The organism is Streptomyces sp. NPDC042201 (assembly GCF_055582185.1).
The window spans coordinates 753,724-772,305 of record NZ_JBVJDS010000003.1; the positions used below are offsets into that span (position 1 = coordinate 753,724).

Sequence of the window (18,582 nt, forward strand, 5' to 3'; positions counted from 1 at the left end):
TGCGTCTCAGCTCCTGACGGCTGCCACAGGCAGCTTCTCGATCCGGATCGCGGACGCCTTGAACTCGGCGGTGCCCGCGATCGGGCAATTGGCCTCGATGGTCAGCTGGTTGGTGTCCACCTCGTCCGGGAAGTGCATGGTCATGAAGGCGAGGCCGGGACGGAGCCCGGGATCGACCCAGACCGGCGCCTGCACCGTTCCGCGCCGGGAGCTGATCCGTACCTCCTCGCCCACCGACACGCCGTACCGCTCGGCGTCCTCCGGGCACAGCTCCAGATACTCGCCGCGACGCAGCGGGGAGGCGAAACTCCCGCTCTGCACACCGGTGTTGTACGAGTCCAGCCGGCGTCCGGTGGTGAGTCTGATCGGAAATTGATCATCCGTCAGATCGACCGGCGGGTCGTGCTTGACGAGGCCGAACGGCGCGAGCGGGCCGCGCCTGGCGGGGTCCGCCTCCCAGAGCCGGCCATGCAGATAGGTGGGTTCGAGCCGGTCCGTCTCGGGGCAGGGCCACTGGATTCCCTGATGCTCCGCCAGCCGCTCGTACGTCATGCCGAAGTGGTCGGGGGAGACCGAACGCAGCTCGTTCCAGACGGATTCCGCGTCGGCGTACTTCCAGGCGTGGCCGAGCCGGCCCGCCAGGTCACAGATGATGTCGATGTCCTCACGCGCCTCACCGGGCGGCTCGATCGCCTTGCGCACCCGCTGCACCCGGCGCTCGCTGTTGGTGGTGGTGCCGTCGGTCTCGCACCACGCGGCGGTGGCCGGCAGCACCACATCGGCGAGTTCCGCGGTCTTGGTGAGGAAGATGTCCTGCACGACGAGACAGTCGAGCTGCTTCATCCGTTCGACGGCCTGCTCGCTGTCGGCCTCGGACTGGGCGGGGTTCTCGCCGATGCAGTAGACGGCTTTGAGCTCGCCGGACTCCATCGCCTCGAACATCCGGGTAAGGGTCATCCCGTACCGGGGCTGGATGACGGTGTCCCACGCGGTCTCGAACTTCCGCCGGACGGCGGGCTCCAGGATGTCCTGGAAGCCGGGCAGCCGGTTGGGGATGGCCCCCATGTCGCCGCCGCCCTGGACGTTGTTCTGGCCGCGCAGCGGCTGCACGCCGGAGCCGTACCGGCCGACATGCCCGGTGAGCAGCGAGAGGTTGATCAGCGCCCGTACGTTGTCGGTGCCGTTGTGGTGCTCGGTGATGCCCAGCGTCCAGCACAGCTGGGCCCGTTCGGCGCGGGCGTAGGCGTGGGCGAGGCCGCGGATCGCCTCGGCCGGCACACCCGTCACCTTCTCGGCCACGGCGAGCGTCCAGGGCTCGACCTCGGCGGCGTACTCCTCGAAACCGGTGGTCGCCCGCTCGATGAAGGAGGTGTTGTGCAGCCCCGCGTGGATGATCTCGCGGCCGACCGCGTGGGCCAGCGGGATGTCGGTGCCGACGTTCAGCCCGAGCCAGCTCTCGGCCCATTCCGCGGTGGAGGTACGGCGGGGGTCGACGGCGTACATCCGCGCGCCGTTCCTGATGCCCCGCAGCACATGCTGGAAGAAGATCGGGTGGGCGAAGCGGGCGTTGGAGCCCCACATCAGGATCAGATCCGTGTGGTCGACCTCCTCGTACGAGGAGGTGCCGCCGCCGGATCCGAAGACCGCGGAGAGGCCGGCCACACTGGGCGCGTGACAGGTCCTGTTGCACGAGTCCACGTTGTTGGTGCCCATCACCACCCGCGCGAACTTCTGCGCCACATAGTTCATTTCATTGGTGGCGCGGGCGCAGGAGAACATCCCGAACGCGCCGCGCGCGGCGCGCAGGCCCTCCGCTGCCCGGTCCAGCGCCTCGTCCCAGGTCGCCCGCCGCAGCGGGCCGCCCTTCTCGTCCCGCACCATCGGATACGTGATGCGGGCATATGTCTTCGGTGTTCGGTCTCGCTTCTTCACGCTGCGCTCTCCTCGGGAGTGATGACGCGCCCATTGCATACAGTATTCTGTAGGCGGGTACGCAGCGGAACCCCGTGTACGGGATATGACGCGTACCCGCCCCTCGGAGGGCGGGATCAGGCCGCCGCGGCCACGCCACGGGCGAGCAGATCCGAGATCGCGTCCACCGTGCGGAGCGTCGGCACCGGCACGCCGGTGATCGCGGCGAGTTCCACGACGGCCGTGAGCAGCACGTCCAGCTCCAGCGGCTTGCCCTTCTCCAGATCCTGGAGTGTGGAGGTCCGGTGGTCGCCGACCCGCTCCGCGCCGGCGAGCCGGCGCTCGATGGAGATGTCGGGACGGCAGCCCAGCGCCTCCGCCACCTGGAGCGTCTCCGCCATCATCAGCTCGATGACCTGGCGGGTGGAGCGGTGCAGGCACATCTCCCGCATGGTCGCCCGGGTGAGGGCGCTGATCGGGTTGAAGGAGATATTGCCGAGGAGCTTGATCCAGATGTCATTGCGCAAGTCGGCCTCGACGGGACATTTGAGACCGCCCGCCCGCATGGCATCGCTGAATTCCAGACAGCGCGGGGAGACCGAGCGGTCGGGCTCCCCGATGGAGAACCTGGTCCCTTCGAGATGCCGGACGATGCCCGGCCCCTCCAGTTCCGTCGCGGCGTAGACCACGCAGCCGATCGCGCGCTCGGGCGGCAGCACGGCACTGACCGAGCCGCCCGGGTCGACGCTCTCGACGCGCTGCCCGTCGTGCGGACCGCCGTGGCCGTGGAAGTACCACCAGGGGATGCCGTTCTGGGCGGCGATGACCGCCGTACTGTCCTGGAACAGAGGCGTGATCAGCGGCCCGCACGCCGCGTACGAGTTCGCCTTCAGCCCCAGGAACACATAGTCGACCGGACCGATGTCCTCCGGTCTGTCGGTGGCGTGCACCCGCGCGGTGAAGTCACCGCGCGGGCTGTACACCCGGACTCCGTGCTGCCTCATGGCCGCCAGATGCGGTCCACGGGCGATGAGATGGACGTCGGCGCCCGCTCGGTCGAGAGCGGCTCCGACATAGGCGCCGATCGCACCGGCACCGACAACTGCGACTTTCACCGTGGGGCTCTCCGTTCGGTTTGAGGGGGACCGAGGAAGGGTCACACCTGATGCCCACTCTGTGTCGACGATATATTGTCTACAGTATGTAGTTCTGGCCGACAAGGCTCCCGTTCGGTATGCAGTCGGCAAACTCCGTTGTAGATCTTCCCAACCGGTCGACCGGTTCCTAGAGTTCGCGACCATGACCCCACCTCTCGCCCCCGCCGGCTGGAGCCGCTGGCTGGTACCCCCCGCCGCGTTGTCGGTGCACCTGTCGATCGGCCAGGCCTACGCCTGGAGCGTGTTCAAACCCCCACTCGAATCCGCGCTCGGTCTCACCGGCACCGAGAGCGCGCTCCCCTTCCAGCTGGGCATCGTGATGCTCGGCCTTTCGGCCGCCTTCGGCGGCACACTCGTCGAACGCAACGGGCCGCGCTGGGCGATGACCGTCGCCCTGTGCTGCTTCTCCTCCGGGTTCCTGATCGCCGCGCTCGGCGCCGCGACCGAGCAGTACTGGCTGATCGTCCTCGGCTACGGCTTCGTCGGCGGGATCGGTCTCGGCATCGGCTACATCTCGCCCGTCTCCACCCTGATCAAGTGGTTCCCCGACCGGCCGGGCATGGCCACCGGCATCGCCATCATGGGCTTCGGCGGCGGCGCGCTCATCGCGTCGCCGTGGTCCGCCCAGATGCTGGAGTCGTTCGGGACCGGCAGCGACGGCATCGCGCTGGCCTTCCTGGTGCACGGCCTGGTGTACGCGGTGTTCATGTCACTCGGCGTCCTGCTGGTCCGCGTCCCCCGGCCGTCCGGCAGGCCGGCGAAGGCCCCCGACGCGCCGGAGGCACCGGCGGGTTCGCTGGTCTCCACCGCCCAGGTCTCGGCCAGGTCGGCCGTGCGCACCCCGCAGTTCTGGTGCCTGTGGGTCGTCCTGTGCATGAACGTCACCGCGGGCATCGGGATCCTGGAGAAGGCCGCCCCGATGATCACCGACTTCTTCGCGGAGACGGACACCCCCGTCTCCGTCTCCGCGGCGGCCGGCTTCGTCGCCCTGCTCTCCGCCGCCAACATGGCGGGCCGGATCGGCTGGTCCTCCACCTCCGACCTGATCGGCCGCAAGAACGTCTACCGCGTGTACCTCGGCGTCGGCGCCCTGATGTATCTGCTGATCTCACAGTTCGGCGACTCCTCCAAGCCGCTGTTCGTCCTCTGCGCGCTGGTGATCCTCTCCTTCTACGGAGGCGGCTTCGCCACCATCCCGGCCTACCTCAAGGACCTCTTCGGCACCTATCAGGTCGGTGCCATCCACGGCCGGCTGCTCACCGCGTGGTCCACCGCCGGCGTGCTCGGCCCCCTGATCGTCAACCGGGTCGCGGACAGCCAGGAGGAGGCGGGCCGGAGCGGCTCAGGGCTGTACGGACTCTCGTTCACCATCATGATCGGCCTGCTGGTCGTCGGCTTTGTCGCCAATGAGCTGGTCAGGCCCGTCAACCCGCGCCACCACATCCCCGCTCCGAGGAAGGCAGTCGATGACCACATCACCAACGAGCAGCAGCGCCCCGCCTGAGTCCCGGCGTACCGGTCTGATCGTCTTCGCGTGGCTTTGGGTGGGCATCCCACTCGCGTACGGTGTGTACGAGCTGGTCCTCAAGGCCGCACAACTGTTCACCAGATGATGCGGAGTCTCCAAGCGGCGCGTGCGAATCCTGTTGGTTTTCCTGTCCCCATACGGGTGAGTCGCTGACGAGACTGGAGGACTCCTGACGTCGACAACAGAGGGGGTCCCGGGCATGACCGGCACTCGTATCGCCGCGCTCGGGCACTATCAGCCCGCCAAGGTGCTCACCAACCACGACCTGGCGGCCATCGTCGACACCAGCGACGAGTGGATCAGCAGCCGGGTCGGGATCAAGACCCGCCATGTGGCGGGGGAGGACGAGCCGGTCGACGAGCTGGCCGCGCACGCGGGCGCCAAGGCGCTCGCCGCGGCCGGCCTCACCCCGGGGGACATCGATCTGGTCCTGGTGGCCACCTCCACCGCGATCGACCGCTCGCCGAACACGGCGGCCCGGGTCGCGGCCCGGCTCTCCATGGGCTCGCCCGCCGTGATGGACCTCAATGTCGTGTGCGCGGGATTCACCCACGCGCTCGCCACGGCCGACCACGCCGTACGGGCGGGCTCCGCGTCCCGGGTCCTGGTCATCGGCGCCGACAAGATGGCTGCCATCGCCGACTGGACCGACCGCTCCACCTGCGTTCTCCTCGGCGACGGCGCGGGCGCGGCGGTCGTCGTGGCGACCGGTCCCGACGAGGAGCCGGGCATCGGCCCGGTGCTCTGGGGCTCGGTGCCGGAGATGGGACACGCCGTACGGATCGAGGGCACCCCGCCGCGGTTCGCCCAGGAGGGCCAGTCGGTCTACCGCTGGGCGACCACCCAGCTGCCGCCGATCGCGCGCAAGGTCTGCGAACGGGCCGGGGTCGCCCCCGAGGAGCTGGCCGCGGTCGTGCTGCACCAGGCGAATCTGCGGATCATCGAGCCCGTCGCCCAGAAGATCGGCGCCATCAACGCGGTGATCGCCCGCGATGTGGTGGACTCCGGCAACACGTCCGCCGCGTCGATTCCGATGGCGCTGTCCAAGCTGGTGGACCGCGGCGAAGTCGAGTCCGGGGCACCGGCCTTGCTCTTCGGGTTCGGGGGAAACCTCTCCTACGCGGGTCAGGTCATCCGCTGCCCGTGAACCGTGCGGCCTCCCGGTAGACTGTAGACGATAGCCAATGTCTTGATCTGATCGCTACAGTCATTGGCACTGTCGGCCACGAGGGGGACCGCGATGTTGTCTGCAAAACTGGCGCAGGGAGCCGTGCCCAAGCTCGAACGACCGGGTCCACTGCGCGAGCGTGTGTACGAGGCGCTGCTCGAACTGATCACGACCCGGGCGCTGCAGCCGGGCCAGCATCTGGTCGAGAGCGAGCTCGCGGGTCATCTGGGGGTGTCCCGGCAGCCGGTGCGCGAGGCGCTCCAGCGCCTCAACACCGAGGGCTGGGTCGATCTGCGCCCGGCCCAGGGCGCGTTCGTCCATGAACCGACCGAGGACGAGGCGGACCAGCTGCTGTCGGTCCGCACGCTCCTGGAGGCGGAGGCCGCCCGGCTGGCCGCGGCCAACTCCGGCACGGCGGGGATCGCCGCCCTGGAGGAGCTGTGCGCCAGGGGCGAGCAGTCGGTGGCGGACGACGACGTGGATCTGACCGTCGCCACCAACGCCGCCTTCCATGCCAAGGTCATGGAGCTGGCGGGCAATATCGTGCTGGCCGAATTGGCCGCCCAGGTGGACCGCCGGGTCCGCTGGTACTACACCCCGGTCGCCCGGCAGCGCGGCAAGCAGTCCTGGATCGAGCACCGGGAGCTGATCGCCGCCATCTCCGCGCGGGACGAGCGGCGCGCGACCGAGGTCATGAAGGGGCACACCGAGCACACCCGCACCACCTATCACCAGCGCGAACGGTCCTGACCGGGGTCGTCGCGACCCACCGGCCCGCTCCCCGGCCCCACCCGGAAGGCACACCGCTGCCCTCCGGTGACCCCCCGCGGGGCCGGCGGTGCGGGCCGCGGTGTGTGGACCCCCGGTGTGCCCGGGTGGAGCCGCCGCCGTGGCCGAATGCCGTCCGTTTCCCTTCAGCCGGACAGTAGGAACATTTCACCCTAAAAGCCATGCCTGGAAACAGCTTTGTCCTCGGCGTGGAGAAAGTTGGGGCAGATTCCCGCGCAACTTCTTCCCACTGCGGTCAAGCGCTGCTACGTTCCCTCGAAAGCCGAAGGAAAACAGCCGAGAAGGCGGGGAGGGCGCGTGAGACGTATGACCGCACGACCCGCGAACGCGCACCAGGCGCGACTGCTCAGGCTGTTGCGCGACGGCGGCCCCAACTCCCGTGCGCAGCTGGGCGATCAGGTCGATCTCTCCCGTTCCAAGCTCGCCGTGGAGGTCGACCGGCTGCTGGAGACCGGACTCGTGGTCGCCGACGGACTCGCCGCCTCGCGCGGCGGACGCCGCTCCCACAACATCCGGCTGGCGCCCGCCCTGCGCTTCCTCGGTGTGGACATCGGCGCCACCTCCATCGATGTGGCCGTGACCAACGCGGAGCTGGAAGTACTGGGGCACCTCAACCACCCCATGGACGTCCGCGAAGGTCCGGTCGCCGTCTTCGAGCAGGTGCTCGCCATGGCGGCCAAGCTCAAGGTCTCCGGGCTCGCCGACGAGTTCGACGGAGCCGGGATAGGGGTGCCCGGTCCTGTCCGGTTCCCCGAGGGTGTCCCGGTCGCGCCGCCGATCATGCCGGGCTGGGACGGCTTCCCCGTACGGGAGGCGCTCAGCCAGGAGCTCGGCTGCCCGGTCATGGTCGACAACGACGTGAACCTGATGGCGATGGGGGAGCAGCACGCGGGCGTCGCACGCTCCGTGGGCGACTTCCTCTGCGTGAAGATCGGTACCGGTATCGGCTGCGGCATCGTCGTCGGTGGCGAGGTCTACCGCGGGACGACCGGCAGCGCCGGCGACATCGGCCATATCCAGGTCGAATCGGACGGCCGCGCCTGCGCCTGTGGCAACAGGGGCTGTCTGGAGGCCTACTTCAGCGGCGCCGCGCTCGCCCGCGACGCCGACGACGCGGCCCGCAGCGGACGCTCGCCCGAGCTGGCCGCCCGGCTGGAGACGCCCGGCCGGCTGAGCGCGGTGGATGTCGCCGCGGCCGCGGCCGCGGGTGACCCCACCTCGCTGGATCTCATCCGCGACGGCGGAAACCGGGTCGGGCAGGTCATCGCCGGACTCGTCAGCTTCTTCAACCCGGGTCTCGTGGTGATCGGCGGCGGGGTGACCGGCCTCGGCCACACGCTGCTGGCCAGCATACGTACCCAGGTCTACCGGCAGTCACTGCCGCTGGCCACCGGCAATCTCCCCATCGTCCTGGGCGAGTTGGGCCCGGCCGCCGGAGTCACCGGCGCCGCCCGGCTCATCAGCGACCACCTGTTCTCACCGGCCTGACGCCGGTAGCGCACCACCGCACCACCAGGCACCACCGCACCACCCCGCACCGCCCGCACGAGACGCAGCACCCGCACCACCCGCTCCACTCGCACGAGCCGCACCATCCGCACGAGCCGCACCACCTGCACGAGCCGCTTCACCGCACCCGTACGACCGTATCACCGCATCCGTACGACAGCTCCGCCGCACCTGGTCCCGCCCTGCCTCAGTTCCACCCCTTCCCTTGTTCTGCCCTGCCCGCTCAACGGCCGCATCCGCCGAGGGGATACGCCATGGCACCCGCACCACCCGACAGTCTTCTGCTCACCATGTCCGGCATCACCAAGTCGTTCCCGGGCGTCCGCGCCCTCGACGGCGTGGACCTGGAGGTCGAGGCAGGCGAGGTCCACTGCCTGCTCGGCCAGAACGGCGCCGGCAAGTCCACCCTCATCAAGGTGCTCGCCGGGGCCCACCAGCCCGACGACGGTGTGATCATCTGGCGCGGCGAAGAGGTCACCCTCAAGTCGCCCATCGCCGCCATGCGGCTCGGCATCGCGACCATCTACCAGGAACTCGACCTCGTCGAGGGCCTGTCGGTCGCCGAGAACGTCTTCCTCGGGCACGAGCCGACCACCGCCGGCTTCGTGGTCAGGGGCCGCGAGGCCAGGACCCGGGCGACCGCGCTGCTCAAGCGGCTCGGCCACCCCGAGATCCAGGCACACCGGCCCGTCGGCTCGCTCTCCGCCGCCCAGCAGCAGATCGTGTCCATGGCCCGCGCGCTCTCCCACGACGTACGTCTCATCGTGATGGACGAGCCGTCCGCGGCCCTCGACCCCGACGAGGTCGACAACCTCTTCCGTACCGTCGCCACACTCACCGCCGACGGTGTGGCCGTCATCTACATCTCCCACCGGCTGGAGGAGATCCGGCGCATCGGCGACCGCGTCACCGTCATCAAGGACGGCCGGACCGTGGCGGTCGCCCTGCCCGCGAAGGAGACCCCGACGAGCGAGGTCGTCGCGCTGATGACCGGCCGGAACGTCGAGTACGTCTTCCCCGAGCGGCCCGCCACGGCGGACGGCGCCCCGCGTGCCGAGCCCGTACTGCGGGTCGAAGGGCTCGCCAGGGACGGGGAGTTCGCCCCGGTCGACCTCGAACTGCGGGCCGGCGAGATCGTCGGCCTCGCGGGGCTCGTCGGCTCGGGACGCTCCGAGATCCTGGAGACGATCTACGGGGCCCGCAAGCCCAGCGCGGGCCGGGTGCTGGTCGACGGCAAGGAGCTGAAGCCCGGCAGCGTCCGCGCCGCCGTAAGCGCCGGCCTCGGCCTCGCACCCGAGGAGCGCAAGGCCCAGGGCCTGCTGCTCATCGAGTCGGTCACCCGCAACGTGTCGGTGTCGTCGCTGTCCCGGTTCTCCCGTGGCGGCTGGCTCGACAGCGCCGCCGAGCGCAAGGCCGCCAGGGCCGCGACCCAGGAACTCTCCCTGCGTCCCGACAACCCCGACGCGATCATCCGCACCCTGTCCGGCGGCAACCAGCAGAAGGCGGTCCTGGCCCGCTGGCTGCTGCGCGGCTGCCGGGTGCTGCTCCTCGACGAACCCACCCGCGGTGTGGATGTCGGCGCCCGAGCCGAGCTCTACTCCGTGATCCGCCGGCTGGCCGACGACGGCCTCGCCGTACTTCTCGTCTCCAGCGAGGTCCCCGAGGTCCTTGGCCTCGCCGACCGGGTGCTGGTGCTCCGGGAGGGCCGTGTCGTCCATACGTCACCGGCCCAGGAGCTGGACGAGCACCGTGTACTCGACCTTGTGATGGACGGGAGTCCGACGCCATGAAACAGCCTGCCTCCGAGGCACGGCAGGGCGGGCCCGACGCCGCACCCGCCGACGCCGTATCCATACCGCGGACCGAGCCCGCCGGAAAGACGCCGGGAGGTTCCGGGGGCCGGCCGCCGCTCGGGCTGCGTCTCGATTTCCGTACCCTCTCGCTGCTCGGCGTGCTCGCCGCCCTGATCGTCGTCGGCGGTATCACCAAGCCCGAACAGTTCCTGGACACCAACAACCTCCAGCTGGTCCTCACCCAGGCGTCGATCATCGGTGTGGTCACCGTCGGCATGACGTTCGTCATCACCAGCGGCGGCATCGACCTGTCGGTCGGCGCGATCGTGGCCCTGGCCTCGGTGTGGGCGACGACGCTGGCGACCCAGGAGTACGGCTTCGCCGGCATCCTGTTCACCGCGATCATCGTGGGTCTGGCCTGTGGTCTGGTCAACGGAGTGCTGATCGCGTACGGCGGCATGGCGCCCTTCATCGCGACCCTCGCGATCATGGCGTCCGCCCGTGGTCTGGCCCTCCTGATCACCGATGGCAGCACGCAGATCGTCACCCTGAAGTCGGTGCTCGACCTCGGTGCCCGTGAGTCGTACATCCTCGGGATCCCGCCGCTCGTCATCATCTTCGCGGTGGTGACGGTGGTCGGCTGGCTGCTGCTGAACCGTACGACCTTCGGCCGCCGCACGATCGCGGTCGGCGGCAACGCGGAGGCGACCCGGCTCGCCGGTATCGACGTCCGCAGGCAGCGGCTGTATCTGTACCTGTTCTCCGGTCTGTGCTGCGGTATCGCGGCCTTCATGCTGATCGTGCTCTCCGGCTCCGGACAGAACACGAACGGAAACCTGTACGAGCTCGACGCCATCGCGGCGGCGATCATCGGCGGCACCCTGCTCAGCGGTGGTCGCGGCACGATCGTCGGCTCCGTGCTCGGTGTCCTGATCTTCACCACCATCACCAACATCTTCGCGCTCAACAACCTGCAGAGCGACGTCCAGCAGATCGCCAAGGGCGCGATCATCGTCGCCGCCGTACTGGTCCAGCGCCGCACGGCGCGCAACGGCGAGGGCTGACCTCGTAGCCCGGGGCCCGACCTCGTACCGCTTCCCTACGCACCGCTTCCGACGCACCGCTCGATCGAAGGGTCTGAATCGTCATGCCAGAAACGAGCCGTAGAGGCCTGCTGTTCGGCACCGCCGCCATTTCCGCGGGTGCCTTCCTCACCGCCTGCACCAGCAACGAGAAGGAAGAGCCCGCGGCGAACACCGCGCCGGCCGCCGACGACAAGCCCGGCAAGCCGGTCACCATCGGCTTCGCCGGCCCCCAGGCCGACCACGGCTGGCTCAACGCGATCAACGACAACGCCCGTGCCCAGGCGAAGAAGTACTCGGACGTCACGCTCGACATCACCGAGGGCTCGAACGACACCGCCGCCCAGATCGGCCAGATCGACGCCCTGATCAACAAGAAGGTCGACGTCCTGGTGATCCTGCCGGCCGACGGCAAGGCCCTCACCCAGGCCGGTCTCAAGGCGATGCGCGCGGGCATCCCCGTCATCAACCTGGACCGGATCTTCGCCGACCCGCAGGCGTTCCGCTGCTACGTCGGCGGTGACAACTACGGCATGGGCGTCAACGCGGGCAACTACATCGGCGAGAAGCTGAAGGACAAGGCCGGCGCCACCGTCATCGAACTGTCGGGCCCCGACAGCCTGGAGCTGACCAAGCAGCGTACCCAGGGCTTCGACGACGCGCTCGCGAACTACCCCAACATCAAGAAGGTCGCCCGCCAGGCGGCCGACTTCACCGTTGAGTCCGGCCAGGCCAAGATGGCTCAGCTGCTCCAGGCGCAGCCCAAGTTCGACGCCCTGTGGAACCACGACGACGACCAGGGCGTCGGCGCCCTGCGCGCCATCGACCAGGCCGGCCGTGACGGCTTCCTGATGGTCGGCGGCGCCGGTGCCAAGGCGGCGATGGACGCCATCAAGGCCGACAACAGCGTCCTGAAGGCGACCGTGCTGTACCCGCCGATCATGGCGTCGTCGGCGATCGACCTCGCCCGCGCGCTGGGCCAGAGCAAGGGCGTCAGCGGCCTGGCCGGTCTGGAGATCCCGGCTCAGGTGACCCTGTTCTCGGCGGTCGTCGACAAGACGAACATCGACGAGTACCTGCCGCAGGGATTCAGCTGACCGGCTCCGCCAGTCTGCCCCCACACGCGCGAGAGACGAGGAGTACTCCCTTATGACCAGCAGGGAAGCGTCGGAGAAGGAAGCCGGCGCACCGCCGCCACTCGGTATCGGCATGATCGGATACTCGTTCATGGGTGCCGCCCACTCCCAGGGCTGGCGCACGGCGGGACATGTCTTCGATCTGCCGATGCGGCCGCACCTCGCCGCCATCTGCGGGCGGGACGAGGCGGCCGTCGTCAAGGCGGCCGACAAACTCGGCTGGGCCGCCGCGGAGACCGACTGGCGGGACCTCATCGCGCGTGACGACGTGCAGCTGGTCGACATCTGCACGCCGGGGGACAGCCATGCGGAGATCGCCATCGCCGCGCTGGAGGCGGGCAAGCACGTCCTGTGCGAGAAGCCCCTCGCCAACTCGGTGGCCGAGGCCGAGGCCATGGTCAGGGCCGCGGAGGCGGCCAGGTCACGCGGCCAGCTGGCCATGGTCGGCTTCAACTACCGCCGGGTGCCCGCCATCGCGTACGCCCGCAAGCTGATCGCGGAAGGCAGGCTCGGCACCCTGCGGCACGTCCGGGTCAGCTATCTCCAGGACTGGCTGGTCGATCCGGCGTTCCCGCTGACCTGGCGGCTCAAGCGCGAGCACGCGGGATCCGGGGCGCTCGGCGACCTGGGGGCGCACATCGTCGACCTCGCGCAGTTCCTGACGGGGGAACTGCTGGTCGGGGTGTCCGCGCTCGCGGAGACGTTCGTCAGGGAACGGCCGCTGCTCAGCGGGGCGTCGGCCGGCCTGTCGGCGACCGGGGGAGGCGAGCTCGGCCCGGTGACCGTGGATGACGCGGCGCTGTTCACCGGACGGCTCGCCTCGGGCGCGCTGGCCTCCTTCGAGGCCACCCGCATGGCCGCGGGACGCAAGAACGCGCTCCATCTGGAGATCAACGGCGAGCGCGGCTCGCTCGCCTTCGATCTGGAGCGCCTCAACGAGCTGTCGTTCCACGACCACACCGAGCCCGCGCCCACGTCCGGCTTCCGCCGGATCCTGGTCACCGAGCCGGAGCATCCGTATCTGGAGGCGTGGTGGCCGCCGGGCCACGCGCTCGGCTACGAGCACACCTTCGTCCACCAGGCCCGCGATCTGGTCGAGGCGGTCGCCGCCGGAACCGATCCGGTGCCGTCCTTCGCCGACGGGCTGCAGGTGCAGCGGGTGCTCGCCGCGGTGGAGGACAGCGCGGCGAAGAACGCCGTGTACACGCCTGTGCCGCCGCCGTCCGGAGCATCCACGCCCGGAATTCCCGCCTAGGAGGTCCCATGCCACGTCCGTTTACGCTGTTCACCGGCCAGTGGGCCGATCTGCCCCTGGAGGAGGTGTGCCGGCTCGCCCGTGACTTCGGTTACGACGGTCTGGAACTCGCCTGCTGGGGCGACCACTTCGAGGTCGACAAGGCACTCGCCGACCCGGGCTACCTGGACAGCCGCCACCAGCTGCTCGACAAGTACGGGCTGAAGTGCTGGGCGATCTCCAACCATCTGGTGGGCCAGGCCGTCTGCGACAACCCCATCGACGAGCGCCACCAGGGGATCCTGCCGTCCCGGATCTGGGGCGACGGCGAGCCCGAGGGCGTCAGGCAGCGTGCCGCCGCCGAGATCAAGGACACCGCCAGGGCCGCGGCCGCCTTCGGGGTCGACACGGTCATCGGCTTCACCGGCTCCTCGATCTGGCATCTGGTCGCGATGTTCCCGCCGGTGCCGCCCGGCATGATCGACCGGGGGTACGAGGACTTCGCGGAGCGCTGGAACCCGATCCTCGACGTCTTCGACGCCGAGGGCGTGCGCTTCGCCCACGAGGTCCACCCGAGCGAGATCGCGTACGACTACTGGACCACGAAGCGCGCGCTGGAGGCGGTCGACAACCGGCCGGCGTTCGGGCTCAACTTCGACCCGAGCCACTTCGTCTGGCAGGACCTGGACCCGGTCAACTTCCTCTACGACTTCCAGGACCGGATCTACCACGTCGACTGCAAGGAGGCGCGCAAGCGTCTCGACGGCCGCAACGGGCGCCTCGGCTCCCATCTGCCCTGGGGCGACCCGCGGCGCGGCTGGGACTTCGTCTCGGCCGGCCACGGCGATGTCCCGTGGGAGGACGTCTTCCGGATGCTGCGCTCGATCAAGTACGAGGGCCCCATCTCGGTCGAGTGGGAGGACGCCGGCATGGACCGGCTGGCGGGAGCCCCGGAGGCCCTGGCCGACCTGAAGCGCTTCGACTTCGACGCCCCGACCGCGTCCTTCGACGCCGCGTTCGGAGGCGGCGACTAAAACTGCGCACAGGCCGTCCGCCCGGCGAGTGAGCCGAAGGGGCGCGCCGCTGTCGAAAGGGAGAGCGCGCGGAGGTTCGCGAGGTACGAGCGAATCGAGCACGGTCGACCGTCGACAGGGGCATAAAGCGCCCCGGAGGCGAACCGAGCCCTTAAAAAAGGGGGGCCGCCGCCGGGCGGTTTGGCGTGCCCGGAAGTTGCTTTGTCCTGAGGCAGGAAGAAGTACAACTTCACCTGTGCGCAAGGTCTTTCGGTCCCGGACGAACACGGCTACCGTCCAACTGAGATGTACAGGACATAGATGGTCTCCGATGTGACGGCGCACGTCGGTGAACAGCCACCTCCCCCGGGGGGTCCGGTGCGAGAGCACCACCCCTGAGAGGCGAGCGCGATCCCTGCGCTCCCCTGGCAACCCGCACGTACGAACGGCCATTGTGGAGGACTTTCGTGCCCAGAAAACGCCCCCGAGCCAGATCCCTCCTCGCACTCCTGACCGGCGCCGTGCTCGCGGTAGCGAGCCTCAGCGCCGTACCCGCCGCCGCTCACGATCCCGAGCCGCCGGCCGCGGAAGAAAGCTTCCAGCAGGTGACCCTCGCGAAGGGCGCCGACGAGGTGGGCGAGCCGATGTCGCTCGCCGTCCTGCCGGACCGGCAGGTGCTGCACACCTCGCGTGACGGCACACTGCGTATCACCGACGCGGGTGGCGCCACCAAGGTCTCCGGCACGCTGGAGGTCTACAGCCACGACGAAGAGGGACTCCAAGGCGTCGGGGTCGACCCCGACTTCGCCGAGAACCGGGCGATCTATCTGTTCTACGCCCCCAAGCTCGACACCCCCGCCGGCGACGCGCCCGAGAACGGCACGGCCGCCGACTTCGCCCCCTTCGACGGGTACAACCGTCTCTCGCGCTTCACGCTGAACGAGGACGGCACCCTCAACAAGGCGAGCGAGAAGAAGGTCCTCGACGTCGCCACCTCGCGCGGCACCTGCTGCCATGTCGGCGGCGATATCGCCTTCGACGCGGACGGCAACCTCTATCTGTCGACCGGCGACGACACCAACCCCTTCGCCTCCGACGGCTACACCCCGATCGACGAGCGGTCCGACCGCAACCCGGCGTTCGACGCCCGGCGCAGCTCGGGCAACACCAACGACCTGCGCGGCAAGGTCCTGCGCGTCAAGGTCGCCGAAGACGGCTCGTACACGATCCCGGAGGGCAACCTCTTCGCCCCCGGCACCGAGAAGACCCGTCCCGAGATCTACGCGATGGGGTTCCGCAACCCGTTCCGTATCTCCGTCGACAAGAAGACCGGCATCGTCTACGTGGGTGACTACGGCCCCGACGCCGGCGCCGCCTCCCCGACCAGGGGACCGTCCGGACAGGTCGAGTTCGCCCGGGTCACCGAGGCCGGCAACTTCGGCTGGCCGTACTGCACGGGTGAGAACGACCCGTACATCGACTACGACTTCGCGACCGGGACCTCCGGCGCGGCCTTCGACTGCGCCGCGCCCAAGAACACCTCGCGGCACAACACCGGCCTGACCGACCTCCCGCCGGCGCAGTCCGCCTGGATCGCGTACGACGGCGGCAGCGTCCCCGAGTTCGGCACCGGCTCCGAGTCCCCGATGGGCGGCCCGGTCTACCGCTACGACCACGACCTGGACTCCCCGGTCAAGTTCCCGGAGTCCTACGACGGCGACTACTTCGCCGGCGAGTTCGGCCGCCAGTGGATCAAGCGGATCGAGCAGAGCGAGGACGGCACGGTCAGCGCGATCAACGACTTCCCGTGGACCGGCACCCAGGTCATGGACATGGAGTTCGGCCCCGACGGCGCGCTCTACGTGCTCGACTACGGCCTGGCCTGGTTCGGCGGTGACGAGAACTCCGCGGTCTACCGCATCGAGAACTCCACCGGCGGCAAGTCACCGATCGCCGTGGCCGCCGCGAACAAGACGTCAGGGAAGTCCCCGCTGAAGGTCACCTTCTCCTCGGCGGGCACCGAGGACGCCGACGACGATCCCCTCACCTACGCGTGGGACTTCGGCGACGGCACCACCTCCACCGAGGCCAACCCCAGCCACACGTACAAGAAGAACGGCACCTACACCGCGAACCTCATCGTCACGGACCCCACGGAGCGGACCGGTTCGGCGTCCGTACGCGTGGTCGTCGGCAACACGGCGCCCACGCTGACGCTGGAAATCCCGGCGGAGGGAACGCTCTTCAGCTTCGGTGACACCCTGCCCTTCAAGGTCAAGGTCACCGACCCCGAGGACGGCGCCGCAGGGCCCATCGACTGCTCCAAGGTCGTGGTCAGCTACATCCTCGGCCATGACAACCACGGCCACCCGATCACCTCCGCGAACGGCTGCGAAGGCACCATCACCGCGCCCGCCGACGGCGAGCACGACCCCAACGCCAATATCTTCGGCGTGATCGACGCCTCGTACACCGACGGCGGAGGCGGCGGCCAGGAGGCGCTCACCGGCCACGACCAGGCGCAGCTGCAGCCCCGTCACCGGCAGGCCGAGCACTTCAACAACTCGTCCGGCATCAAGACCTACGACAAGGCGAGTGCCAACGGCGGCAAGACCGTCGGCGACATCAACAACAACGACTGGATCTCCTTCACGCCGTACAACCTGACCGGGTCCAAGACGCTCACCGCCCGGATCTCCTCCGGCGGCGCCGGCGGATTCCTGGAGGTGCGGACGGGCTCCGCCACCGGCAACCTGCTCGGCTCCGCGCCGATCCCGGTCACCGGAAGCTGGGACACCTTCCAGGACATCGACGTACCGCTGCGGTCCGTACCGAAGAAGACCACCGAACTGTTCCTGGTCTTCAAGGGCGGCGACGGCGCGCTGTACGACCTGGACGACTTCCAGCTCAGTACGGCCGTCGCGGGCAAGACCGAGAAGCGGGTCCTGGTCTTCTCCAAGACCGGCGGCTTCCGCCACGACTCGATCCCCGCGGGAGTCACCGCCCTCAAGGAACTGGGCGGCACCACCGGGATCACCGTCGACTCCACCGAGGAGGCCGGCCAGTTCACCACCAACAACCTGGCCAGGTACGACGCGGTGGTCTTCCTCTCCACCACCGGTGATGTCCTCAACGCCGACCAGCAGAGGGCGTTCGAGAACTATGTCGCCACCGGCGGCGGCTACATGGGGGTCCACGCCGCAGCGGACACCGAGTACGACTGGTCCTTCTACGGCGGCCTGGTGGGGGCCTACTTCGACTCCCACCCGGCGATCCAGTCCGCCACCGTGCGGGTAGAGGACCACGACCACCCGGCGACCGCTCATCTGGACGACGAGTGGCAGCGCACGGACGAGTGGTACAACTACCGCACCAACCCCCGTACGCAGGCCAAGGTCCTCGCCACCCTGGACGAGACCACCTACCAGGGCGGCAAAATGAAGGGCGATCACCCGATCGCCTGGTGCCAGACGTACGAGGGCGGCCGTGCCTTCTACACCGGGGGCGGCCACACCAAGGAGTCGTACGCGGACGCGCCCTTCCGGCAGCATCTGCTCGGCGGACTGCGGTACGCGGCCGGCCAGGTCAAGGCCGACTGCAAGCCGGACACCGGCTACCGGGACATCTTCAACGGGAAGAGCCTGGCCGGCTGGAAGCAGGCAGGGCCCGGCACGTTCAACGTCGTCGACGGTGAACTGCGCTCCGAGGGCGGCATGGGCATGCTCTGGTACCAGGCCAAGGAGCTGAAGTCCTACTCGCTGAAGCTGGACTGGAAGCTGGCCGGCGACGACAACTCCGGTGTCTTCGTGGGCTTCCCGGCCTCGGACGACCCCTGGTCGGCGGTGAACAACGGGTACGAGGTGCAGATCGACGCCACCGACGCCCCGGACCGCACCACCGGCTCCGTCTACACCTTCAAATCGGCCAACATCAAGGCCAGGGACCAGGTTCTGCGGCCCCCGGGGCAGTGGAACAACTACGAGATCCGGGTTCAGGGCGAGCGTCTGCAGATCTTCCTGAACGGCGTGAAGATCAACGACTTCACCAACAGCGACCCGGCGCGCAGTCTCAAGGACGGCTACATCGGCATCCAGAACCATGGTGCCGACGACCAGGCGTCCTTCCGCAACATCCAGCTCAAGGAGCTGCCCTCCTCCTAGAAACCTCTAGGAGTCCTGGGAACCCCCAGGAGAGCAGCCCGTCAGCCGGCGGCGGGCGGGGAGGCGCCGTACCCCCCGCCCGCCGTCCACCACACCACATCA

13 protein-coding genes are annotated in these 18,582 nt (G+C 69.2%); 11 read left to right on the forward strand and 2 right to left on the reverse strand.

Features of this window, described 5'->3' with window-relative positions:
- Nucleotides 1-6 precede the first annotated feature (6 nt).
- Nucleotides 7-1,932 (reverse strand): molybdopterin oxidoreductase family protein, encoded by a 1,926-nt coding sequence (locus tag ACZ6MZ_RS10780; RefSeq protein ID WP_469351085.1) that lies wholly within the window; start codon nucleotides 1,930-1,932, stop codon nucleotides 7-9.
- 116 nt (nucleotides 1,933-2,048) lie between these two features.
- The gene (locus ACZ6MZ_RS10785) at nucleotides 2,049-3,026 is read right to left on the reverse strand and encodes a 2-dehydropantoate 2-reductase (RefSeq protein ID WP_384181404.1); all 978 of its coding nucleotides are present in this window, start codon (nucleotides 3,024-3,026) and stop codon (nucleotides 2,049-2,051) included.
- A 184-nt stretch (nucleotides 3,027-3,210) separates the two neighbouring features.
- On the opposite strand from ACZ6MZ_RS10785, the gene ACZ6MZ_RS10790 reads away from it, so the two are divergent.
- From ACZ6MZ_RS10790 to ACZ6MZ_RS10840, 11 genes are all read left to right on the forward strand, one after another.
- The gene (locus tag ACZ6MZ_RS10790; protein WP_384181406.1) at nucleotides 3,211-4,572 is read left to right on the forward strand and encodes an OFA family MFS transporter; all 1,362 of its coding nucleotides are present in this window, start codon (nucleotides 3,211-3,213) and stop codon (nucleotides 4,570-4,572) included.
- Nucleotides 4,535-4,681 carry an MFS transporter small subunit gene (locus tag ACZ6MZ_RS10795; protein ID WP_384336889.1) on the forward strand — a complete coding sequence of 49 codons (147 nt, stop codon included), beginning with the start codon at nucleotides 4,535-4,537 and terminating at the stop codon, nucleotides 4,679-4,681. The genes ACZ6MZ_RS10790 and ACZ6MZ_RS10795 overlap by 38 nt, the downstream gene beginning before the upstream one ends.
- Nucleotides 4,682-4,795: 114 nt before the next feature.
- Nucleotides 4,796-5,743: a beta-ketoacyl-ACP synthase III gene (locus ACZ6MZ_RS10800; RefSeq protein WP_384181408.1), complete on the forward strand. Its 948-nt coding sequence runs from the start codon at nucleotides 4,796-4,798 to the stop codon at nucleotides 5,741-5,743.
- Nucleotides 5,744-5,836: 93 nt separating this feature from the next.
- Nucleotides 5,837-6,514 carry a GntR family transcriptional regulator gene (locus tag ACZ6MZ_RS10805; RefSeq protein ID WP_384181410.1) on the forward strand — a complete coding sequence of 226 codons (678 nt, stop codon included), beginning with the start codon at nucleotides 5,837-5,839 and terminating at the stop codon, nucleotides 6,512-6,514.
- A gap of 345 nt (nucleotides 6,515-6,859) precedes the next feature.
- Nucleotides 6,860-8,041: an ROK family transcriptional regulator gene (locus tag ACZ6MZ_RS10810; protein WP_389784936.1), complete on the forward strand. Its 1,182-nt coding sequence runs from the start codon at nucleotides 6,860-6,862 to the stop codon at nucleotides 8,039-8,041.
- Between the two features lie 275 nt (nucleotides 8,042-8,316).
- On the forward strand, nucleotides 8,317-9,852 hold the full coding sequence (locus tag ACZ6MZ_RS10815) for a sugar ABC transporter ATP-binding protein (protein WP_389784938.1): 1,536 nt from the start codon (nucleotides 8,317-8,319) through the stop codon (nucleotides 9,850-9,852).
- Complete coding sequence (locus tag ACZ6MZ_RS10820) at nucleotides 9,849-10,919, forward strand: ABC transporter permease (RefSeq protein ID WP_469351089.1); 1,071 nt, start codon at nucleotides 9,849-9,851, stop codon at nucleotides 10,917-10,919. The genes ACZ6MZ_RS10815 and ACZ6MZ_RS10820 overlap by 4 nt, the downstream gene beginning before the upstream one ends.
- 83 nt (nucleotides 10,920-11,002) lie before the next feature.
- Nucleotides 11,003-12,034: a substrate-binding domain-containing protein gene (locus ACZ6MZ_RS10825; protein ID WP_384181418.1), complete on the forward strand. Its 1,032-nt coding sequence runs from the start codon at nucleotides 11,003-11,005 to the stop codon at nucleotides 12,032-12,034.
- Nucleotides 12,035-12,146: 112 nt separating this feature from the next.
- Nucleotides 12,147-13,328 carry a Gfo/Idh/MocA family protein gene (locus tag ACZ6MZ_RS10830; RefSeq protein ID WP_389784995.1) on the forward strand — a complete coding sequence of 394 codons (1,182 nt, stop codon included), beginning with the start codon at nucleotides 12,147-12,149 and terminating at the stop codon, nucleotides 13,326-13,328.
- 8 nt (nucleotides 13,329-13,336) lie between these two features.
- On the forward strand, nucleotides 13,337-14,341 hold the full coding sequence (locus ACZ6MZ_RS10835; RefSeq protein ID WP_384181422.1) for a sugar phosphate isomerase/epimerase family protein: 1,005 nt from the start codon (nucleotides 13,337-13,339) through the stop codon (nucleotides 14,339-14,341).
- Between the two features lie 446 nt (nucleotides 14,342-14,787).
- Complete coding sequence (locus tag ACZ6MZ_RS10840; RefSeq protein WP_469351091.1) at nucleotides 14,788-18,480, forward strand: ThuA domain-containing protein; 3,693 nt, start codon at nucleotides 14,788-14,790, stop codon at nucleotides 18,478-18,480.
- Nucleotides 18,481-18,582: the final 102 nt, after the last annotated feature.